The sequence below is a fragment of the Pseudofrankia coriaricola genome, from assembly GCF_032027725.1.
Classification (GTDB): Bacteria; Actinomycetota; Actinomycetes; order Frankiales; family Frankiaceae; genus Pseudofrankia.
Window position 1 is genome coordinate 46,324 of record NZ_JASNFO010000011.1, and the last position, 23,360, is coordinate 69,683.

Annotated in this window: 4 protein-coding genes; all 4 read left to right on the forward strand. The window is 76.1% G+C overall.

From position 1 onward, the window contains the following. Window positions 1-100: 100 nt before the first annotated feature. The 4 genes from QOZ89_RS07735 to QOZ89_RS07750 all read left to right on the forward strand — a co-directional run bounded on the left by QOZ89_RS07735 (window position 101) and on the right by QOZ89_RS07750 (window position 23,157). Entirely contained in the window at window positions 101-20,212 is a 20,112-nt protein-coding gene (locus tag QOZ89_RS07735) for a non-ribosomal peptide synthetase (RefSeq protein WP_312623397.1), read from the forward strand. A gap of 131 nt (window positions 20,213-20,343) precedes the next feature. Continuing rightward, window positions 20,344-21,168, forward strand: coding sequence for a YqcI/YcgG family protein (locus tag QOZ89_RS07740; RefSeq protein WP_312623398.1), 825 nt, complete (start codon window positions 20,344-20,346; stop codon window positions 21,166-21,168). Between the two features lie 40 nt (window positions 21,169-21,208). Further along, entirely contained in the window at window positions 21,209-21,499 is a 291-nt protein-coding gene (locus QOZ89_RS07745; protein WP_312623399.1) for a hypothetical protein, read from the forward strand. Beyond that, window positions 21,496-23,157 carry a cupin domain-containing protein gene (locus QOZ89_RS07750; protein WP_312623400.1) on the forward strand — a complete coding sequence of 554 codons (1,662 nt, stop codon included), beginning with the start codon at window positions 21,496-21,498 and terminating at the stop codon, window positions 23,155-23,157. Before QOZ89_RS07745 ends, QOZ89_RS07750 begins: the two co-directional genes overlap by 4 nt. Window positions 23,158-23,360: the final 203 nt, after the last annotated feature.

Here is a 23,360-nt window from a genome sequence, read left to right on the forward strand (position 1 = left end):
GGGCACCGAGCCGTGCACTCGGCCCGGCGCCCGCCACCCCAGCCGTACCCGTGCCGCCCCCCAGCCCACCGAGGCCGGCACCACCGGAAGGACGTGCATCGTGGCAAGTCCCGACTCCGCGCAGCGCAAGCGCGAGCTGCTCCGCCGCCGGCTTGCCGCCGAGCGGCTGACGCGTGAGGTGGCGGGCGGCGCAGGCGGCCGGGCCCGGCGGGAGCCCGGGCGGGGCTACCCGGTCCGCCCGGGGCAGCGGCGGATGTGGTTCCTGTCGCGGCTCGACCCGGGCAGCGCCGCGTACACGATCTCGGCCGCCTTCGAGCTGACCGGTCCGCTCGATGCGGAGGCATTGCGCCGCGCCCTGCTCCTTGTCGCGCGCCAGCACGAGATCCTGCGCACGACGTACCAGATCACACCGGACGGGCACCTGGAGCAGGTATCCCGGGACGACGTCGAACCGGCCTGGCTCAGCGTCGACCTGTCCGCCGAGCCCGCCGAGCCCGCCGAGGACCGCGACGGGCGCGCGCGAGAGATCGCCGTGAGCGCGGCCCGGCGCCCGTTCGACCTGACAGCCGAGTCGCCGCTGCGGGTCACCGTCCTGCGGCATGGGCCGCTGCGGCACACGCTCGCGCTCGCCGCCCACCACATCGCCTGGGACGACGCGTCCTGGGACGTCTTCTTCGGCGACCTGCTGGCCGCCTACAGCCGAGGGGACCGCGACCCGGACACGTCCCAGGACGCCGGGGCGGACGGCGCCGTCCAGTTCCTCGACGCGGCCGTGCTGGATGGCGATCCGCCCGTCCGGCCGGAGGGCCTGTCCTACTGGCGGGACCGGCTGCTCCCGCTGGCCGAGCCGGTGCGCCTGCCCGAGCCGACCCCAGACGACCGAGCGGCCGACGCCCTCGCGGCCAGCGGCCTGCCCAGCGCGGCCGCCGCCGGCCGGCGCGACGCGGGCCGGCAGGTTGTCCACCACGCACCAGCGGAGCTCGCCGGCCGGATCCGGGCGTTCGCCGCCCTGTACGGCGTGACGCCGTTCATGGTGCTGGTCGCCGGCTACGCCGCCCTGATCCACCGGGTCACCGGCGCGACCGACGTCACCGTCGGCTCGCCCGTCGTCAACCGGGACGCCGCCGCGACCGACGGCGTCATCGGCTACTTCGGCAACACCGTCTGCCTCCGGCTGGCGGTGGCACCGGCCGACACCTTCACCGACCTCCTCGAACAGGCCCGCGAGGCATGCCTGGGTGCCTTCGCCCACGCCGACGTCGACCTGGTCGACGTCGTGCGCGCCGTCAACCCGGACCGCTCCGACGGGGTGTCCAGCCTGTTCAGCACGATGTTCGGCGTCCGCTCGCCGGCCGCCGCCGCGCTGCACCGCCATGACCCCGCCGGCGGCGACCTGCGCGGCGAGCGCCGCCCCCTGCACAACGGCACCGCCCAGTTCCCGCTGATGGTGGTGGCCGAGCTCGGTGGGGACGCGGGCCAGCCCGACTCGCTCGAACTGGAGACGACCTTCCAGCCCGGGACGGTGTCGGCCGCGTTCGCCAGCTCCGTCGGCCCGCGCCTTGCCCGGCTACTGACCCGGGTGGTGGCCGAGCCCGACGCGCCGATCGGCCCGGTGGACCTGCTCGACCAGGCCGAGCGTGACCAGGTCCTGCGCGCCTGGAACGACACTGCCGGGCCCAGCCCGACCGAGCCGTGGGAGGCTCTGTTCGCCGCGCGGGCGGACCGCGACCCCGATCGGCCGGCGCTGGTCACCGCCGGCCGGACGCTGACCTATGGCGAGCTGGCCGCCGCGGCCGACGCGTTCGGCCGCCGGCTGGCCGGCCGAGGAGCCGGACGCGGCTCCGTCGTCGGGATCGCGCTGCCCCGCTCGGTCGACCTGGTCGTCGCGCTGGCAGGCGTCGGCCGCGCCGGCGCCGCCTACCTTCCGATCGGCCCCGACTACCCGGCCGACCGGATCGCGTTCATGATCGAGGACGCGGCCCCGTCGGTCGTGGTGACCACACGCGCCCTCGCCCCGCGGATCCCGGCCGCACCCGGCATGGAACTCGTCCTCATCGACGAGCCCGAGCCCGAGCCCGCGGCCGCGGCGGTCGCCGGACCCTGGCCGCCGGCCGTCGACCCGGACGACCTGGTGTACGTGATCTACACGTCGGGCTCGACCGGCCGGCCCAAGGGCGTCCCGCTCGGCCACCGGTCACTCACGAACTTCCTCTCATCCGTCGCCGACACGGTTGGCATCGGACCGGACGACCGGGTGCTGGCCGCGACCACGCTGACGTTCGACCCGAGCACGCTCGAACTGCTCGCGCCGCTGACGGTCGGCGCCTCGGTCCACCTCGTCGAAGGCGAGGCCGCCCGAGACCCGTCCCAGCTCTCCCGGCTGCTGACCACCGGCGCGGTCACGCTCGCCCAGGCGACCCCGTCGCGGTGGCGGTCCATCCTCGATGCCGCTCCCGAGGCCTACCCGGGGGTGCGCGTCCTGTGCGGCGGCGAACCGATGCCGGCGGGCCTTGCCCGGGAGCTTGCCGCGCGCGCGCAGAGCGTCACCAACCTGTATGGGCCGACCGAGACGGCGGTCTGGGTGACGGTGGGCCCCTGGCACGGCGCCGGCGCCGACGGCGGGCCACCGCCGGTCGGCCGGCTGCTGCGCAACACCCGGGCCTACGTGCTGGACGGCGCGCTCATGCCGGTGCCGCCCGGAGTCGTGGGTGAGCTGTACATCGCCGGGGTCTGCGTCGCCCATGGCTACCTCGCCCGGCCGGAGCTGACCGCGGCCCGCTTCGTCGCGAGCCCCTTCGCGGCCGGCGAGCGGATGTACCGCACCGGCGACCTCGCCCACTGGATCGGGCGGACCTCCCAGATCGCCGGGGGCGATCCGGCAGGGACCCCGGGCGAGCTGGTCGTGGCCGGCCGCTCGGACGACCAGGTCAAGGTGCGCGGCTTCCGGATCGAACCGGGTGAGATCGAGGCGGTGCTCGAACGCCACCCGGCGGTCGCGCGCTGCGCGGTCGTCGTCCGCGAGGACGGACCTGCCGGGCGCGCGCTGGTGGCGTACGTCGTCCCGGCGGCCGGCGCGGCCCGCGCGGCCGACCGGCTCGAGCCGGCGCCGGCGGGCCAGCCCGCTGAGGCCTCGGACGGGAGGAGCGCGGCGCTCGCGGACCGGCTCCGCGCGCACGCGGCGTCGTTCCTGCCCGGCTACATGGTGCCGGCGGCCTTCGTGACGCTGCCCGCCCTGCCCACCAACACGAGCGGGAAGCTGGACCGCCGCGGCCTGCCCGCCCCCGACTTCGCGGCGGCCCGGCCCGGCCGAGCGCCCACCACCCGCACGGAGACGGTCCTGCGGGACGTCTTCGCGGCCGTGCTCGGCCAGCCCGGCCTCGGCGTCGACGACTCGTTCTTCCATCACGGCGGGGACAGCATCCTGGCCTTCGCCGTCGTCACCCAGGCGGCCGCCGCCGGCGTGCCGGTCGCGCTGGCCGACGTGTTCATCTCCCCGACCGTCGCCGGCCTGGCCGCCGCCGCGGACGCGGTGGCCACGGCCGAGCTGACGGCCGCGGCCGGTCCGGTGCCCCCGGCCGAGCCGGAACTCGCCGAGCTGGCGCCCGTCGATCCGGCGGACCTCGCCCGCTGGCGTGACCGGCTGCCCGGGCTGACCGAGGTGTGGCCGCTGTCGCCGTCGCAGGCGGGGATGCTGTTCCACCGCCTCGTCGACGGCGACGACACGCCGGACGTATACGTGATCCAGTTCGTCCTGGACCTGGAGGGCGAGCTCGACCTCGACCGGCTGCGGGCGGCATCGCGGACGCTGACCGCCCGGCACGCCATCCTGCGCGCCGCCGTCCTGGCCGACGGCCGGGCACCGGCCCAGGTGATCCTGGCCCACGCCGAGCCGGAGTGGACCGTCGTCGACCTGTCTGCCTGGCCCGCCGCCGAGCGGGCGGCCGAAGCGGACCGGCTGGTCGCGGACGACCGGGCCGCGCGGTTCGACCTGGCGGCGCCCCCGCTCATCCGCTTCCTGTGGGTCCGCACCGGGCCGGACAGCGCCCGGCTGGCGGTCTGCGCCCACCACGTCATCGTCGACGGCTGGTCGCTGCCTCTCCTGCTGCGCGAGCTGTTCGAGCTGGCCGCCGGCTCCGACGCCAACTCCATCGCCGCCGGCGGCTCTGGCCCCGCCACCGACACGGCGGCGGCCCGCCCGCCGGCCGCCCGCCCCTACGCGGACTACCTGCGCTGGCTGGGTGCCCAGGACCGGGACGCCGCGCGGGCGGCGTGGCGCGCGGAGCTCGCCGGCATTGAGGGACCGACCCTGCTGGCGCCCGGCGCCGGCCACCGCGCCGCCGCGCCGGCCGGGGCAGCCCAGTCGGCGGGCGCCGCCGAGCCGGGCCCGGCGGCCGCCCTCGACCGCGAGGTCGACCTGGAGCTGGCCGACCGGCTCGCCGCGCTCGGCCGCGAGCGGGGCCTGACGCTGAGCACCGTGCTGCGGGCGGCCCACGCGGTGCTGCTCGCGCGGGCGGCCGGCCGCGACGACGTCGTCCTCGGCGCGGTGACCGCCGGTAGGCCGCCGGAGCTGACCGGCGTCGATGCCATGATCGGCCTGTTCGTCACCACTGTCCCGGTCCGGGCCACGGTCACCGCGCAGCGGACGTTCGCCGCGCTCATGGCCGACCTCCAGGCCGCCCAGGGCCGGCTGTTCGCGCACCAGCACCTCGGCCTGGCCGACATCCAGGCGCTGGCCGGCCAGGGGGACCTGTTCGACACCCTGCTCGTGCTCGAGTCCTACCCGTTCGACGCGGTCACGCTGATCCCCGCCGGCGGGCCGCGGCTCGCCGCCGTCGACGGTCACGACGCCACCCACTACGCGCTGACCATCCGGGTGATCCCCGGCGACCGGCTTCGGCTGACCTTCGGCTACCAGCGCGGCGTCCTCGACGACGCGACCGTCGCCGGCCTCGCCGACCGCATGCTCGCGCTGCTCGGCGAGATCGCGGCCGACCCGGACCGGCCGATCGGCGCCGTCGCCGCCCTGCCCCCGGCCGCGTGCGCCCAGGCCGCGCTCACCTCGGCGCCCCGGCGCGGCGACTGGAGCGCCGACGCCACCCTGCCCGACCTGTTCGAGGCCCAGGCCCGCCGGACCCCGGACGCGGTGGCGCTGCGCTGGCGCGAAGAGGAGCTCACCTACGCCGAGCTCGACGCCCGCGCCTCCCGGCTCGCGGGGCTGCTGCGCGGGCGGGGCGTCGGGCCGGAGTCGATCGTGGCGGTCGCGCTGCCCCGGTCGACCGACCTGGTCGTGACCCTGCTGGCGGCGCAGAAGGCCGGCGGCGCCTACCTGCCGGTCGACCCGGACTACCCCGCGGACCGGATCGCGTTCATGCTGCGCGACGCCGCGCCGGTGTGCGCGGTGACCACCGCGGCGACCCGGGTGACGCTGCCGACCCGCACGGGCGTGCCCCTGATCGCGCTGGACGACCCGCTGGTCGTCGCGGCCCTGGCCGAGCAGCCGTCGACCTCGCTTGTGCCTCCGGGGACGGGGGCCGCCGGAGGTGCGAAGGAAGACCATTTTCGCACCTCCTTTGGCCCACCGGGCCCGGACGGGCGCGCACGGGCGGACAGCCTCGCCTACGTCATCTACACCTCCGGCTCGACCGGTCGGCCGAAGGGCACCCTGATCCCGCACCGCAACGTGGTGCGCCTGTTCGCCGACAGCCGGGACCACTTCCACTTCGACGAGTCGGACGTGTGGACGCTGTTCCACTCGGTGTCGTTCGACTTCTCGGTGTGGGAGCTGTGGGGGCCGCTCCTGCACGGTGGCCGGCTCGTCGTCGTCGACCACGACGTCTCCCGTTCCCCCGAGCAGTTCCTCGCCCTGCTGCGCCGCGAGTCCGTCACCGTCCTCAACCAGACGCCGTCGGCCTTCGGCGCGCTGATGGCGGCCGAGGCGGCCGCCGGTGGCGGTGGCGATCTCGGCCTCCGCCTGGTCATCTTCGGCGGCGAAGCGCTGGAGGTCGGCCGGCTCGCCCCGTGGTACGAGCGCCACCCGGACGGCGCCCCCGCCCTGGTCAACATGTACGGGATCACCGAGACCACGGTGCACGTCACGTACCTGCGGCTTGAGCAGGCCGACGCCGCGTCCGGGCGGCGCGGCCTGATCGGCGAACCGCTGCGTGGCCTGCGCGCGCGGCTCCTCGACCGCCACCTCGCCCCGGTGCCGCCCGGCGTCGCCGGCGAGATCTACGTCAGTGGCGGCCAGCTCGCCCGCGGCTACCTGGGGCGGTCCGCCCTGACCTCGGCCCGGTTCGTGGCCGACCCGTACGGCGAGCCCGGCGACCGGATGTACCGCACCGGCGACCTGGCCCGGCTGGGCGACGACGGCTCGCTGGAATACCTGGGCCGGGCCGACGACCAGGTCAAGATCCGGGGCTTCCGGATCGAGCCGGGCGAGATCGAGGCCGTCCTCGCCGCCGACGCAGCGGTGGAGCGGGTGGTCGTCGTCGCCCGGGAGGACGGCGCGGACCGGCGCCGGCTCGTCGCCTACGCCGTCCCCCGCGCGGGCCACCACGTCGACGGCGCGGCGCTGCGGGCCCGGGCCGCGGCGGCGCTGCCCGACTTCATGGTCCCGGCGGCGGTCGTCAGCCTGGACGCGCTGCCCCTGACCGGCAACGGGAAGCTCGACCGGGCCGCGCTGCCGGCCCCCGACCTGACCGCCGTGACGTCGGCGCGCCCCGGCGGCACCGACCTGGAGCGCGCGCTGTGCGCGGTGTTCGCCGCCGTGCTCGGCCTCGACCGGGTCGGCGTCGACGATGACTTCCTCGCGCTCGGCGGCGACAGCATCCTCGCGATCCAGCTGGTCAACCGGGCCCGCCGGGAGGGCGTCGAGCTCACCCCGCGCGAGGTCTTCGTCCAGCGGACGCCGGCCGCGCTCGCCGCGCTCGTCGCCGGCCGCGCCGCTGTGCCCGAGCGGCAGCCAGTCCTGGAGACCGAGTCCGCCCGGCCGGCATCGGCCAAGGGGTCCGCCGCCGCGGCGGTCGTCCCGGCCGGGACCTTCGACGCGACGGCCACGGGGATCTTCACCCCGCTGCCGATCGTGGCCCGGCTCGCCGAGTGGGGCGGCGAGATCCGGCGGTTCAACCAGGCGTTCCTGGCCCGGACGCCGGCCGGCACCGACGAGGCCGCGCTGCGGGCCGCGCTCGCCGCGCTGGTCGCGCACCACGACGGCCTGCGTTCCCGGCTGCTGCGGCCCGCGCCTGGCGTGTGGCTGCTCCAGATCGACCCGGCGGCACCCACGGCTGGTGACGGGGCCACCGCTGGTGACGGGGCCGCGGCAGGCACGGCATCGGCAGGCACGGCAGCGGGGGACACGACGGCCGGCGACGGGGCGGCGGACGCCGGCCTGCTGACCCGGATCGACGTCGCCGGGCTCGACCCGACCGCGCTGCGCGCCGTCATCACCGCCGCCTCCGGCTCGGCCGCCGGGCGCCTCGACCCGGACGCCGGGGTGATGCTCCGCGCGGTCTGGCTCGACGCCGGCCCCGGCGAGCCCGGCCGGCTGGTGCTCGTCGCCCATCACCTCGTCATCGACGGCGTGTCGTGGCGGATCCTGCTCGCGGACCTGGAGGCCGCGTACGTCACGGCCCGGTCCGGCGGCCGGCCCTGGCTCGACCCGGTGGGCACCTCGCTGCGCGCGTTCAGCCAGGTCCTCGGCGAGCAGGCGGCCGCGCCGGCCCGGCTCGGCGAGCTGGCCCACTGGCTGGCGACGCTCGCGCCGGGCGGGCGACCGTTCGCCGAACCGGCGAGGCCGGTCACCGTTTCCGGTGGCCTGGCCGAGCCCCAGCCAGGGCCCGGCGCCGTCGGCACAATCGCCGACACCGCGAGCCTGGTCGTCAAACTGCCACCGGCCGCCACGGCCGCCCTGCTCACCGGCGTTCCCGTCGCGACGGGCGCCGAGGTCACCGACGTGCTGTTGGCCGGGCTGCGGCTGGCTGTCCCGGCCCGGCAGGCGGACGGCCAGCCCGGCGGCAGGCCGGCCGGCGCCGATGACGCCGCCGGTGAGGTCGATGGCGACCTTCTCGTCGACCTCGAACGCCACGGCCGCGAGGAGATCGTCTCCGGGGTGGACCTCGCCAGGACCGTTGGCTGGTTCACCAGCATCGCGCCGGTCAGGCTGGCGCCGGCCCGGGCGGAGGCGCGCGCGACGCTCGCCGACGTGACGGCGCGGCTGCGGGCCGCGCCCGATGGCGGCATCGGCTTCGGCATGCTGCGCTACGCCAGCCCACTGGCCGGCCCGGCGCTCGCCCGCGCCGGACGGGCCCAGGTGCTGTTCAACTACCTGGGCCGGTTCGGCGCCGACCGCCGGGCCGACTGGGGGCCGGCCGAGGAGTTCGACGCGCTCGCCGCCAGGCCTGACCCCGGCCTGGGCGTGGGCTACCCGCTGACCGTCGACGCGGTCTGCGTCGAGACCGCCGACGGGCCGGCGCTGCGCGCGACGTTCACCTACCTGACGACGGTGCTCGCGGCGGATGAGACGGCGCGCATCGCCGACGGCTTCCTCGACGCCCTGCGTGAGCTGGCCGCGCTCGCGCCGGCCGCCGCCGCCACCGTCACCACCACCACCGCCGCGACGGCGACGGCTCAGCCGCCGGTCGAGCTGCTCGCGCTCTCGGCGCAGGAGTCGGCTCGGATCGCGGGCGCGTTCCCGGCGGCGGTCGAGGACGTCTGGCCGCTCTCGCCGCTGCAGGAGGGCCTGTACTTCCACTCGGCCCTCGACCAGACCAGCGACGCCTACACCGCCCAGTTCACGTTCGACTTCGACCACCGGCTCGACGTGGAGCGGCTGCGCCGAGCCTGCCAGGCGCTCATGGCCCGTACCCCGACCCTGCGCGCGGGCTTCCTCAGCGACGGCCTGCCTCGCCCGGTGCAGGTCATCGCGCGCGAGCTGCCCGCGCCGGTCGACGAGGTCGACCTGTCCGGCCTGCCCGAGCCCGAGCGGGCAGCCGAGGCCGAGCGGATCGCCGCGGCCGACCGGGCCCGCCCGTTCGACGTCGCCCGGCCGCCGCTGTTCCGCCTGACCTTGATCCACCTGGCCGAGGGGCGCGACCGGCTCGTCGTCAACCGCCAGGTGCTGCTGTGGGACGGCTGGTCCGGCGCCCTGTTCGTCGAGGGCCTGCTTGACCTCTACGCCGCGGGCGGGGACCCGTCGCGCCCGGCGCCGCCCGCGCCGCGCGGCTCGTACCGGGACTACCTGGTGTGGCTGCGCCAGCGGGACACGGCCGCCTCCGAGAAGGCCTGGCGCTCGGCGCTCGCCGACCTGGAGGGCCCGACGCTGGTGGTACCGGCGGCGCGGGGCCTGCAGCCGGTCGCGCCGGCCCGGATCACCGCCGAGCTGCCCGAGGCGACGGCGAGCGCGGCGCGGGCGGCCGTCCGCGCCCATGGCGTCACCCTGAACACGGTCTTCAACGCCGCGCTCGCGCTGGTGCTGGCGACCGCGACCGGGACGGACGACGTCGTGTTCGGCACGACCGTCGCGGGCCGCCCGACGGAGCTCGACGGGATCGACGAGGTCGTCGGGCTGTTCCTGAACACCGTTCCGGTCCGGATCCGGCTCGACCCGCGCGAGACCGTCGGCGAGCTGCTGCGCCGGCTCACGGGGCAGCGGCTGGACCTGCTGGACCACGAGTACCTCGGCCTCGGCGACATCCAGCGGGCCAGCGGCCACCCGGTGCTGTTCGACACCCTCTACGTCCTGCAGAACTTCATCGACGAGGTGGCGAACGACCAGACGAGTGCCCGCCACGGGATCATCGGGGGCGGCAGCCTCGACCACACCCACTACCCGCTCACGTTCGTCCTGTTCCCGGGGGCGCGGATCACGGCGCGGCTGGAGTACCGCGCGGACGTGGTCGCGCCGGAGGCGGCCGAGGGACTGTTCGCCCGCCTCATGGCGACGATCGACGCGCTGGTCGGCGAGGTCGACGCGCCGGTCGGCTCCCTCGACCTGCTGCTGCCCGCCGAGCGGGCAAGGCTCGCGGTCGGGGCGGCGCCGGCGCTGCCGATCGGCGGCCAGACCGTCTCCGACCTGCTCGCCGAGCGGGCCGGCGACCTCGGCGACCAGGTCGCGCTGGTCCTCGGCGCCCAGCGGCTGACCTACCGCGAGCTCGACGACCGGGCGAACCGGCTGGCCCGGCTCCTGATCGCCCGCGGCGCCGGCCCGGAGATCGTGGTGGCCCTGGGGATCGGCCGGACGGTGGACATGGTCGTCGCCCTGTTCGCCGTCCTGCGCACCGGCGCCGCCTACCTGCCACTCGAGCTGGACCATCCGCCCGCCCGCCTGCTCGAGATGGTGGCCGACGCGGGGGCTGAGCTGGTGGTGACCACCCAGGCCGCCGGCAGCTACCTCACCGGCGGGACGGACGCTCCCAGCACGGACGCTCCCAGCACGGACGCTCCCGGCACGAACGCTCCCGGCACGGTCGTGGCCGGCACGGTCGCGCCGGCCGATGGCCCGGACCGGGTCGTTCCGGCCTGGCTGGTGCTCGACGACGAGGCCGTCGCGGCCGAGCTCGCCGCGACCGCCCCCGGCACGCTGTCGGACGCCGAGCTCGGCGCCTTCGCCCGCGGCCGCGCGGACCGGCTCGACCACCCCGCCTACGTGATCTACACGTCGGGCTCGACCGGCCGGCCCAAGGGCGTCGTCACGCCCTACCGCGGCCTGACGAACATGTGGCTCAACCACCGGGACGAGATCTTCGACCCGACCGTGGCCGCGGCCCGGGGTTCCTGCCGGATCGGCGAAGCCGATCTGGGAGGTCGTGGCCGGCGGCTGCGGATCGCGCACACCGTCTCGTTCGCGTTCGACATGTCCTGGGAGGAGCTCCTCTGGCTCGTCGAGGGCCACGAGGTGCACATCTGCGACGAGGACCTGCGCCGCGACGCCGAGGGCCTCGTCGCCTACTGCGATCGCCACCGGATCGACGTCGTCAACGTCACGCCCACCTACGCGGCCCACCTGTTCGAGTCCGGGCTGCTGGACCGGACCGACGAGCCCGCCGCCGGCGAGGCGGGGCCGGGCTCCGGCGCGACGCCGGACCGGGAGGGCGCCCCGGCGAACGGGTACCGTCACCGGCCGCCCCTGGTCATGCTCGGCGGCGAGGCCGTGCCCGACTCGGTCTGGAACCGGCTGCGCGACACCCACGGGACGGCCGGCTACAACCTCTACGGGCCGACCGAGTACACGATCAACACCCTCGGTGCCGCCACCGCCGACAGCCGGACCCCGACCGTCGGCCGGCCGATCCGCAACACCTCGGTCTACGTGCTCGACCGCTGGCTGCGCCCGGTCCCGGACGGCGTCCCCGGCGAGCTGTACATCGCCGGCGACGGCCTCGCCCGCGGCTACCTGGACCAGTTCGGCCTGACCGCGACCCGGTTCGTCGCCGACCCGGCCCGTCCGGGCGGCCGGATGTACCGCACGGGCGACCTGGTGACGCGCCGGGCCGGCGACGGCAACCTCGACTTCCTGGGCCGCACCGACGACCAGGTCAAGATCCGCGGCCACCGGATCGAGCTCGGCGAGGTCACCGCCGCCGTCGACGGCCACGAGGCGGTCAGCCAGTCGGCCGTGATCGCGGCCGACGACCCGGCGACACCGGGCGCGAAGCGGCTTGTCGCCTACGTGGTGCCGGCCGAGCGGTCGGCGGCCGACCGGGCCGCGATCGAGGCCGAACAGGTCGGTGAGTGGCGCCAGGTCTACACCGACGAGTACGAGCGGATCCCGACCGCGCTGCGCGCGGAGAGCTTCGACGGCTGGGACTCCAGCCACGACGGCCAACCGATCCCGCTGGAGCACATGCGGGAGTGGCGGGCGAGGACCGTCGACCGGATCCGGGCGCTCGCGCCCCGCCGGTTGCTGGAGATCGGTGTCGGCACCGGCCTGCTGCTCGGGCAGCTCGCGCCCGGGTGCGAGCAGTACTGGGGCACGGACTTCGCCGCCCCCGTCATCGCGAAGCTGCGCGCCGAGCTCGCCGCCGACCCGGCCCGCTTCGGCCAGGTCGAGCTGCGCCACCAGCCGGCCCACGTGACCGACGGGCTGCCCGCGGCCTTCTTCGACACGATCGTCATCAACTCGGTGGTCCAGTACTTCCCGAGCGCCGACTACCTGCGGTCGGTGCTGCGCGGCGCGCTCGACCTGCTCGCCCCCGGGGGCTCGCTGTTCGTCGGCGACGTGCGGGACCTGGGCCGGCTGCGCGTGTTCCACAGCGCGATCGAGCTCGCCCGCTCCGGCCACGCGCCCGCCGCCACCGCGCCTGTGCGGCCCGGCCCCGACCCGGCCCGGCTCGCGGCGGCCGTCGACCGGCGGGTCCTGCTGGAGAAGGAGCTGGTGGTCGCGCCGGCGTTCTTCGCCGACGTGGCCCAAGTCGCCGATCTTGAGGTGTGCGTGCGGGTCCGGCGGGGACGCCACCGCGACGAGCTCACCCAGCACCGCTACGACGTCGTGCTGCGCCACCCCGGCCCGGCGGACACCGGCACCGGGCCGGCCACCGCCTCACCCGGCGCTGAGCCGGACCCGTTCGTCACGGCCTGGGGCGTCGACGTGCACAGCCTGGACGAGTTCGGCGCCTTCGTGCGCGCCCGCGGACCGGAGCGGATCCGCCTCACCGCGATCCCGGACGCCCGCGTCGCCGCCGACGTCGCCGCGGCGGGGCTCGACCCGGTTGGCCGGGCGGGCTCGGCGGACGCCGAGGCCGGCGCCGTCGATCCGCATGACGTGTACGCGCTGGCCGACGCCCTGGGCTACGAGGCAGCCGTGACGCCTCGCCCCGACGACGCCGGACGGCTAGACGCCGTGCTCGTGCGCGGCTCGGGGCCGGCGGCCCTCCCGGTGACCCGGCCGGCCGCGGACCCGGCCGGCCGGCCGCACCCGGGGGCGGCGCTGACGAACGACCCGACGGCGGCCCGCGCCGCCGGCGCGCTCGTCGGCCGCCTGCGCGCCGACCTGGCCACCGTCCTCCCGGACTACCTCGTCCCGTCGGCGTTCGTGCCGCTGCCGGCCATTCCCCGCAACGCCAACGGCAAGCTCGACCTGGCGGCCCTGCCGCCGGCCGAGGCGGCCGCGGCGCCGCGTTCGGGCCGGGCGCCGGCCACCCCCGTCGAACGGACCCTGGCGGAGCTGTTCGCCGACGTCCTCGGCCTGCCCGAGGTGGGGGCGGACGACGACTTCTTCGCGCTCGGCGGCCACTCCCTGCTCGCGACCCGGGTGGTCAGCCGGGCCCGGGCTGCGCTCGACGCGGAGCTCGCCATCCGGGACCTGTTCGACGCGCCGACGGTCGAGGCGCTGGCGGCGAAGGTAGCCAGCCGCACCGTGGCCAAGCGCCCGCCGCTGGTCCCGGCGCGGCGCCCCGAGCGGATCCCGCTCTCGCCGGCGCAGCGGCGCCTCTGGCTCGTCGAGGCGCTGGCCGGCGGCACCAACGCCTACAACTACCCGCTCGCGTTCCGGACGGGCGCCCGCCTCGACATCGCCGCGCTGCGCGCCGCCGTGACTGACCTCCTCAGTCGGCACGAGGCCCTGCGCACGGTGATCGACGTCGTCGACGGCGAGCCCTACCAGCGGATCCTCGACTCGGCCGACGCGAACCTCGGGGTCGAGGTGCTCAGGTGCGCCCCGGACGAGGTGACTGGCTGGATCACCCGGGCCGCGGCGCGCCGGTTCGACCTGACCCGCGAGGCGCCGCTGCGGATGGCCCTGCTGCGCTGCCCGGACGCCGACGTGCTGGTGGCCGTCCTGCACCACATCGCGACGGACGAGTGGTCGGACCGCCCGTTCCTGCTTGACCTGGACGCCGCCTACGCCGCGAGGCTGGCCGGGCACGCGCCGGACTGGGAGCCGCTGCCGGTCCAGTACGCCGACTACACGCTCTGGCAGCGCGACCTGCTGGGTGAGCCCGGCGACGAGGACAGCCTGGCCACCAGGCAGCTCTCCTTCTGGCTGGAGGCACTGCGCGGCCTGCCGGAGGAGATCCCGCTGCCGCTGGACCGGCCGCGCCCGGATGCCCGGGACGGTGCGTCCGCGAGGGTGGCCCGCGTCCTGACCGCACCGGTGGCGACCGGGCTGCGCGCCCTGTGCGCGGCCACCGGGACGAGCATGTCGATGCTCGCCCACGCGGCCATCGCGACCCTGCTGCACCGGCTGGGCTCCGGCGACGACATCCCGATCGGCGTGCCCATCGCCGGCCGGACCGACGCCGCCCTCGACCGCCTCGTCGGATTCTTCGTGAACACACTGGTGATCCGGTCCGATCTGACCGGCGACCCGACCTTCCGGGACCTGCTGGGCCGGACCCGCCAGACCGACCTGGCCGCCTTCGACCACCAGGACCTCCCGTTCGAGGAGGTGGTCGCGGCGGTCAACCCGCGCCGCGCGCCCGGCGTCAACCCGCTGTTCCAGGTGATGGCCGGCTACCACCACCTGGCCGACGACGACCGGGAGCTGCTCGGGGCGCCGGTGGCCTGGATCAGCCCCGAGGCCGGGACGGCCAAGTTCGACCTGGACGTGACGTTCGTCGACCGGTTCGCCCAGGGCGAGATCACGGCGCTGGTCGAGTTCGCCACCGACGTGCTCGACCCGGACAGCGGCGCCCGGCTGGCCGACCGGCTGGTCCGGCTGCTCGCCGAGATCGTCCGCGGCCCGGACCTGCCGGTCAGCCGGCTGGAGATCGTCGACGAGGCTGAGCGCGCGGCCGCCCTGCGCGTGTCCCGTGGCCCGGTGCGGGCGCTGCCCGGCCTGAATGCCGACGCCGGTGCCGATGTCGGTGCCGCCGAGGCGGGGACGACGGTGCCGGACCTGCTTGCCCGGGCCGTCGCCGTGTATCCCGACCGGGTCGCGCTGGTCACCGCCGAGGGCCGGACGACCTTCGCGGAGCTGGGGAGAGAGGCCGACCGGATCGCCGGCGTGGTGTCCCGCCTGGGCGCCCGCCCCGAGGCGGTGGTGGCGCTCGCGCTGCCTCGCGCGCTGATGGTCCCCGCGATCTTCGGCGTGCTGGCGGCGGGCGCGAGCTACCTGCCGATCGACGTCGAGGCGCCGGCGGACCGGCTGGCGTTCCTGCTGGCCGACGCGGCGCCGGCGGCCGTCCTCACGACCAGGGCCTTCGCGAGGCTGCTGCCCGCTGTCCCGGCCGCTGTCATCCCGCTCGACGTCCCGCTGCCCGACGCCTCGCCGCTCGACGGCCGGACGCTCGACGCCGCGCCGTCCGACGGCCCGGATCGTGACGCCGCCCTTCCCGACGGCGCGTCCGAGTCGGCCCGCCGGCCGGCGGCGCGCCGGCGCCGGCCCGACCCGGCCGGCGCGGCCAGCGTGATCTACACCTCGGGGTCGACCGGCGTCCCCAAGGCGGTCGTCGGCACCCACCGGGGCCTGGTCAACCTCTTCGCCTCGCACGCGGTCGACCTCATCGCGCCGGCCGAGCGTGCCGCCGGTCCCGGTCGGGGCGCCCGGCGTGTCCTGCACGCGGCCTCGTTCAGCTTCGACGGCTCCTGGGAGCCGCTGCTGTGGCTGCTGGCCGGGCACGAGACGCATGTCGTCGACGAGCGGGTCGCGCGGGACGCGGCCGCCCTCGTCGACTACATCGAGCGGACCCGGATCGACGTGCTCGACCTGACCCCGACCTACCTCCAGGAGCTGGTCAAGAACGGCTTCCTGCGGCCGGCGGGCCACCGGCCGGGCGTGCTCCTGGTCGGCGGCGAGGCCACCCCGCCGGCGCTGTGGGAGCGGCTCTGCTCGCTGCCCGGGATGGTGGCCCACGACCTGTACGGGCCGACCGAGTTCTCGGTCGACGCCTACGGCTGGCACAGCGCGGGTGGCGTCCCACGGCCGGCGGCCGACAGCGCGGACTCGGCGGCCGAGGCCGGCGCTGGTTGGGCCGCGCCCATCGGGAACACCGGCGCGTACCTCCTGGACGCCGCGCTGCGGCCCGTTCCCGACGGGGTGGCGGGCGAGCTGTACCTGTCCGGTCCCGGGCTCGCCCGGGGCTACCTGCGCCGCGCGGGCCTGACGGCGGGCCGTTTCGTCGCCGGCCCGTTCGGCGCGGCGGGGGAGCGCATGTACCGCACCGGGGACCTGGCGCGCCGCCGGCCCGACGGCTCGCTCGCGTTCCTCGGGCGCGCCGACGACCAGATCAAGCTGCGCGGGTTCCGGATCGAGCTCGGCGAGATCGAGCGGGCGCTGGAGGCGGCGCCGGGTGTTGCCCAGGCGGCGGTCTGGTTCCGCCCGGACGCCCCGCCCGCTCTCCAGCTCGTCGCCTACCTGGTGCCAGCCGCCGTCGCCGCCGTCGCCGTCGCCACTGCCGCCACTGCCGCCACTGCCGACGCGGCCGGGCCGGGCGCGTCCGGCGCGACGGCCGGGTCGGACCCGGTCGAGGCCGCCCGCGCGCACGCGGCCCGGGTGCTGCCGGCGTACATGGTGCCCCAGGCGTTCGTCGCGCTGGACCGGCTGCCCCGCACGGTCAACGGCAAGCTGGACCGGGCCGCGCTGCCTGAGCCGACAGCGCCCGCGCCGGCCGGCGGCCGCCGGCCCCGCGACGCGCGCGAGGAACTGCTCGCCGAGCGGTTCGCCGCCGTGCTGGGCGCCCGGCGGGTCGGGACCGACGCCGACTTCTTCGCCCTCGGCGGCCACTCGCTGCTCGTCATGCGGCTGTGCGCCGCGATCCGGTCGACGTTCGGCGTGGAGATCACGCCGCGCGCGGTCTTCGAGGACCCGACGGTCGCCCGGCTCGCGCGGCGGATGGACCAGGCCGGCGCCGCCCGTCCGGCCGTCGGCCGCGCGCGGCGCCCGGTGAACCCGCCGCTGTCGTTCGCGCAGCAGCGCCTGTGGGTGCTGGCGCAGGTGGAGGGCCCCAGCTCGACGTACAACATCCCGATCACCTGGCGGCTGACCGGGCCGCTGGACCTGGCCGCGCTGCGCGCGGCGGTGGACGACGTCGTCGCCAGGCACGAGGCGCTGCGGACCGTCTTCCCCGCGCCCGGTGGCGAGCCGGTCCAGTGGATCCTCGACCCGGCCGACACGGAGATCCCGTTCGACGTCGTCGAGTGGGCGTCCGTGGCCGGGGGCGGCGGCGGCCGGCCCGTGCCGGAACCGGGCGACCCGGTGCTGGCGGACGTCCTCGCCGAGGCCGCGGCCTACGCGTTCGACCTGGAGCGCGAACCACCGATGCGGGTGACCGTCGTCCGGTGCTCGCCCGAGCTGCACATCGCGCTGTTCCTGATCCACCACATCGCCGCTGACGAGGGCTCCGACCGGCCGCTGGCCCGCGACCTGTCCGCCGCGTACCGGGCGCGGGCCGCCGGCGCCGCGCCGGACTGGGCGCCGCTGCCCGTCCAGTACGTCGACTACACGCTGTGGCAGCGGGAGCTGCTCGGCGATGAGGCCGACGCGACGAGCCCCGCCGCCACGTCGCGGGAGTTCTGGCGCCGCCAGCTCGCCGGCCTGCCGGCCGGGCTGGCGCTGCCGACCGACCGGCCGCGCCCGGACGAGCCGACCCACACCGGCGGGATCGTCGAGCTGTCGATCGACGCCGAGCACGTCGCCGCGCTGCGCGCCGTCGGCCGAGCCCACAACGCCAGCCTTTTCATGGTGCTGCGGGCCGTCGTCGCGACCCTGCTGCACCGGTTGGGCGCGGGCGACGACATCCCGATCGGCAGCCCGGTCTCCGGCCGGGTCGACGACACTCTCGACGACCTCGTCGGCTTCTTCCTCAACACGGTCGTCCTGCGGACCGACCTGTCGGGCGACCCGACGTTCGGCGAGCTGCTGGGGCGGGTCCGCGACAGCGACCTCGCCGCCTTCGACCACCAGGAGCTGCCGTTCGACCGGGTCGTGGACGCCGTCAACCCGCCACGGCTGCTGGCCCGTCACCCGCTGTTCCAGGTCATGATCGTGTACCTGGCGGCGTCCGACGCCGTCGGCGAGCTGGCCTTCGACGGCGTGGGCGCCCGCCCCGAACCGGTGCGGACCGCGAGCGCCAAGTTCGACCTGTCCTTCGACTTCCTCGAACGGACCGGCGCCGACGGCGGCCTGGTCGTCGGCGTCCGCTACAGCGACGACCTGTTCGACCGCGCCAGCGCCGACCGGCTCGGCGAGCGGCTGCTGCACGTTCTCGCCGCGGTCGCCGCGGACCAGCCGGCACCGGTCAGCGCGTTGGACGTCGGCGGCGAGGTCGAGCGCGCGTTGGCGGTGAGGAAATTCGAGGAGGCGGCGCCGATTTCCGCGCGGACCGCCCGGCCGGTGGCGGGGCGCGTGCCCTCGAACGAGATCGAGGCGACGCTGGTCGCCGCGTTCGCCGCGGTGCTCAAGGTCGACGAGGTCGGCGTCGACGACGACTTCTTCGCCCTCGGGGGCGACAGCATCGTCGCGATGCGGCTGGTCAACCGGATCCGCGCCGCCGGCCTCACCGTGACCCCGCGGCTGCTGTTCGGCCACCGCACCCCCGAGACGCTCGCCACCGTCGTCACCCGCCGCGCGCCGTCGCGGTCCACCGCCGCTGCTGGCGGGCAGACCGGGCAGGCGGCCGGTGGCACGGCCGAGGCGGGCCCCGAGCCCGCCGAGGTCGTCGTCGCCCCGCCGACGCCCGCGCTGCAGGCGGTGCGCGGCCGCGGCACCGAGACGGACGGGCGCCTCGCGTTCGCGTCCTTCTCCTCGCCGGTGCTGCTGCGCACCCCCGCCGGTCTCGACCTGGCGACGCTGGTCGCGGCGATCACGACGGTCGTCGACCACCACGACGTCCTGCGGGCCCGTCTCGTCCGCTCGGACTCCGCCAGGCCGCTCCCGGACGGCGCGGCGGCGACGGGCGCCGACGGCGGTCCCGCCTGGTCGCTGGCGGTCGCGCCGCGCGGCGGCGTCGAGGTCGGGCGCTGGGTCCGCCGGGTCGACGCGGCCGACCTCGCCGCGGGGGAGGGCTTCGACGGCGCGGGCGGGCATGCGCTGGTCGCCGGGCTCGCGGCGGCGGCGAACGCCGAGCTCGATCCGGACGACGGGCAGACCATGCGCTGCGTCTGGCTGGACGCGGGCGGCTCCCGTCCCGGCCGGCTGCTGCTGATCATTCACCACGCGCTGATCGACGGCGTCTCCTGGCCGGTCGTGCTGGAGGACCTCGCGGCCGCGGCGAACGCGCTGGCGGCGGGCGGGCGGCCCCGGCTCGCGCCCGTCCCGGTCTCGTTCACCGACTGGGCGCGCCGCCTCGACGAACGGGCGCGCGCGGCGGAGACGGACCAGCGGCTGCCTTTCTGGTCGGGCCTGCTCGACCGCGCCACGCCCGTGGTGTGGACGGCGCACCCGGCCGGACCGGCCGACTCGGCGGGCCCGCGGGACCCGGCCGGTCAGGCGGACCCCGTCGGTCAGCAGGACGCGGCCGGTCAGGCGAACACGGCCGGTCAGGCGAACGCCGTCGGCGTGGCCGGTCGGGGCGGCGACGACCAGGCGGCGGCGCTCACGGTGAGCCTGCCGCCGGAGCGGGCGGCGCCCATGCTGTCGACGGTTCCCGCCGCGTTCGGGGTCGGTGTCGACGAGCTCCTGCTCGCGGCGCTGTCCCTGGCCGTGGCCGACCAGACCCAGCCGGACCGCGCCGGCTCGTCGGCGATGGTCGCCGTGGTGCAGGCCCACGGCCGGCAGGAGCAGGTCGTCGACGACCTGGACCTGTCCCGGACGGTCGGCTGGCTCGCCGAGATCTTCCCGTTCCTGCTCGAGCGCGCCCCCGACGACGGCGCCGTCTTCGGTGACCGTTCCGTGGACGCCACGGTGGCGCGGGTGCACGCGCTCATGGGTCAGATCCCCGACGGCGGAACCGACTACAGCATGCTGCGCTACCTCAACCCGCGGACCGCGCCGGTCCTCGCGGCGACGCCGCTGCCCACGGTCTACCTGAACTACGTGGGCCGGCTGACGCGGGGCGAGGTCGCGGACTGGTCGGTCGCCGCCGAGGACGAGGAGCTGTTCGCCGACTGGAACGCGGACCAGCCCGACCCGTTCCCGCTCAGCCTGATCGTCCGGGCCGTCGACGGCCCGGACGGCCCGGAGCTCGGCGCGCGGTGGTCCGTGGGACCGGACGGTCCGCCGGCGGGGGTCCTGCGCGGCCTCGCGGCCTCGTGGACGCGGGCGCTCGACGCCCTCTCGGCCCGCGCCACGCGCCTGGGGGAGCCTGCATCCTCGGCATCCGTCTCAGACAGCGCCAGCTGAGCCGCCCCGACCAAGCCATTCCAACCGAGCCACGCAACCGAGCCACGCCATGACCCGGGTCGGGACCGGCCCGCGGCTGACCAAAGAGAGAAACCACAGTGCGAGACAGGCTGAAACTCAGTGGGGCGAGCATGGCCGGCACGACGGATGCGCAGGATGCGCACCGCGAGGAGATCCTGGACCTGGCCATCGGTCCGGTGCCGGAATGGGGCACCGGCTGCGCGCGGGACATGATCGCGACGCTGCGGTCCAGCGCCGAGCCGTTCCCCTGCATCTTCGCGACGGCCGCGGCGAACCGGGGCGGGCTGCGGTTCGGCTTCGTCGACGACCTTGACGACGAGCGGACCTGGTCCGTTCTGCCGGACATACTCGCCACCTACCTCTCGGTCTACCAGTCGATATCCCGGAACACCTCACTCGTCGTGTTCGTCGGGTCCGGCGGCGAGACGGTGGGCGAGTGGACCGACGACGTCCTCGGGTACGAGCGGCGGTTCTGGTCGTTGCTGCGGTACCTGCACGACAGCGACGGCGAGCCCTGGCCGTCGGACATCCCGACCGACACCGACACACCGGGCTGGGAGTTCAGCTTCCGCGGCACCCCGATCTTCGTCGTCTGCAACACGCCGGCCCACCAGCGGCTGCGCAGCCGGAGCAGCCCGGTCTTCAACATCACGTTCCAGCCGCGCTGGGTCTTCGAGGGGCTGGAGCCGCACACCCCGCGCGGCGCCGCCGCCCGCAGGACCATCCGCGAGCGCCTCCGCCGGATGGACAAGGTGGACTCGACCCCGCTGCTGGGCTCGTACGGTGATCCCGCCAACCGGGAGTGGAAGCAGTACTTCCTGCGCGACGACGCCTCGGTCCCCGCCAGGTGCCCGTTCCACGCGGGACCGCGAGCCGGTCGCGGCGAGTTCCGGCTGACCGCGGCGGAACCGGCCCACGCAGACAGCAAGAGGTAGGGCGCGCACCGCCGGTCGCCCACCGTCGCCGACCAGCGCCTTGTCGTTCATCGTGGAACTGAAGGGAACACTGCCGATGGTCGCGAGCCGGCCCTCAACCCCCTCCTCGCACCGGTCCGGCGACGACGCCGAGGCCGGCCCGGAGATGACCGTCGGGGTGCCCGTGCAGTGGGCGGCCGCCCTGGTGGTCGCGCTGCTCGGTGTGCTGCGGGCCACCGGAGACCTGGCCGGGTTCCGCGCTGACGGTGAGGTCGAGTTCCTCGGCCCGGTCGACAGCCAGGACCGGCAGCACGCCCCAACCACCAGCCCCGCCGGGAGAGGAATCCGATGACTCCGGACCAGACGACGCTGGCCGAGCTCAGCAGGCCGGACAGCCCACTCGACGCAGCGCCACTCGACACAGCCCCGCTGGCCACGGCGCCGGCTCCGCCCGCGGCCGGACAGGTCCACCCGCACGAGGCGGCCGAGCGGCCCGGCCCGTCCGGACCCGTCGGCCCAGCCGGGTTCGACGACCTGGCCCGCCGGGTGGAAGCCGCCCGGCGCGGGCCGGGCGCGCACGCGCTGGTGCGCTCGTTCGCGTCGAACCCGGCCTTCCGCCCGGCCGAGTGGGAGGAGCTGACCACCGAGGACGACCCGTACCGGCGCCCGGTCCGGCCCGCCGACCTGGCCTGGCTGGACTACGGCACCCCGCTGCGGCCCGAGGAGGTGCTGAAGCTCTCGGGGCTGCTCGGGCACCGGATGCTGCGCAACATCTACGACGCGGACCTGCTGTACCTGCCGCCGAGCCGCGACGCGGCGGCCGAGCGCGACGCGGCGGACTTCTACGGTGAGGCGAACCGGCTGCGCGGCGCGCTCGCCCAGCCGATTCTCGAACACCACCTGTTCTCGTTCCTGGCGCACCAGCGCCCCTCCGTGCCGGGCAGCCCGGCGGAACCTGCCGCCAACCCCGAGACAGCGCCGGCCGGCGGGACCGACGCCGGCGCCGGCGCGGGTCACAAGCGCCTGGGCGGGCTCCTGCGCGAGCTGCACGGCTACTGGGAGGAGCGCCGGGACCGTCCCGGGGATGCGTTCGCGGTGCTGCGCGGCACCCGCGACCGGCGGGAGGCGACGACGTTCGCGCTGCTGCAGCTCTCGGCCTACCTGCCGGCGGGGCGCGCCGCGACCGCCCGGGCGTCACTCGGCGAGTACGACCTCGCCCAGCCCGCCGCCCGGGCGCTGCTCCTCGGCGACTACCAGCGCTGGGTGGCCAGCTCGGCCGCGTGGACGGCCCTGCTCGCCGCGGCCCGGCTCACCCCGGGGGCCGGGGCGTACTGGCAGCTCTACCTGAACACCTCGCTGGCCCGCGGCAACCATCTCCACCAGCTGTCCCGGTCGCCGCGACGGCACGCGGAGCTGCTCGGCGCGTTCGTGCACCAGCGCATCGACGACGTGGCCGTCGCCACCGCGTGGGCGGACGCGGTCGAGGACGGCCTCGGCGAGCGGACGGCCCTCTTCGCGTCGGTTCCGGCGGTGGCCCCGGCGGCGCTGGACGTCCTGGTCGACACGCTCCTCGCCCCGCTGCTCGCGCTGTATGGCGACGCGGCGCTGGCCGCCTTCCACACCGGCTTCGCCGACGCGGCCCACCTCGCCCGCCTGTGGGACCGGGACCTAGCCGCGCAGCTGGCGTGGGCGGACTCGATCGACGAGTACAAGGCGAAGGCCGAGGCCATCGACGCATACCTGACGGCGGAGCGGATCGAGGTCGACCTGGACACGTTCGTCGAGTCCTGCGACGAGACGTCGACGACGCACGTCCACGACGAGCACCGGCTGGTCATGATCGAGTCCGGTGACATGCACTTCTGGAACAACGTCACCCACAAGATCGCGCTGAGTGACGGCGACAAGATCCTGATTCCGAAGTCGCGGCTGCACGGGTCCACCGTGCTGTCGGGATCGTGCACCTACCACCAGCCGATCATTCCGGACGACATGTACCTGAAGTTCTGAGCCCGCCGACGCGACCACGTCACCCAGGGCTCGGGCATGTGCTCGTCGTGCCCTGGTCTGGGACGACCGGCCGGTCGTCCCAGACCACCTGATCGTTCCGTGGCGGGCCGCGGAGCGCCGTTCGGGAATGGGCTCCGGGCGGCGGTCGTCGCGGATCGCCGCGCACACCTCGACCTTCGACAGCTTCGGCACCGGCACCCCTC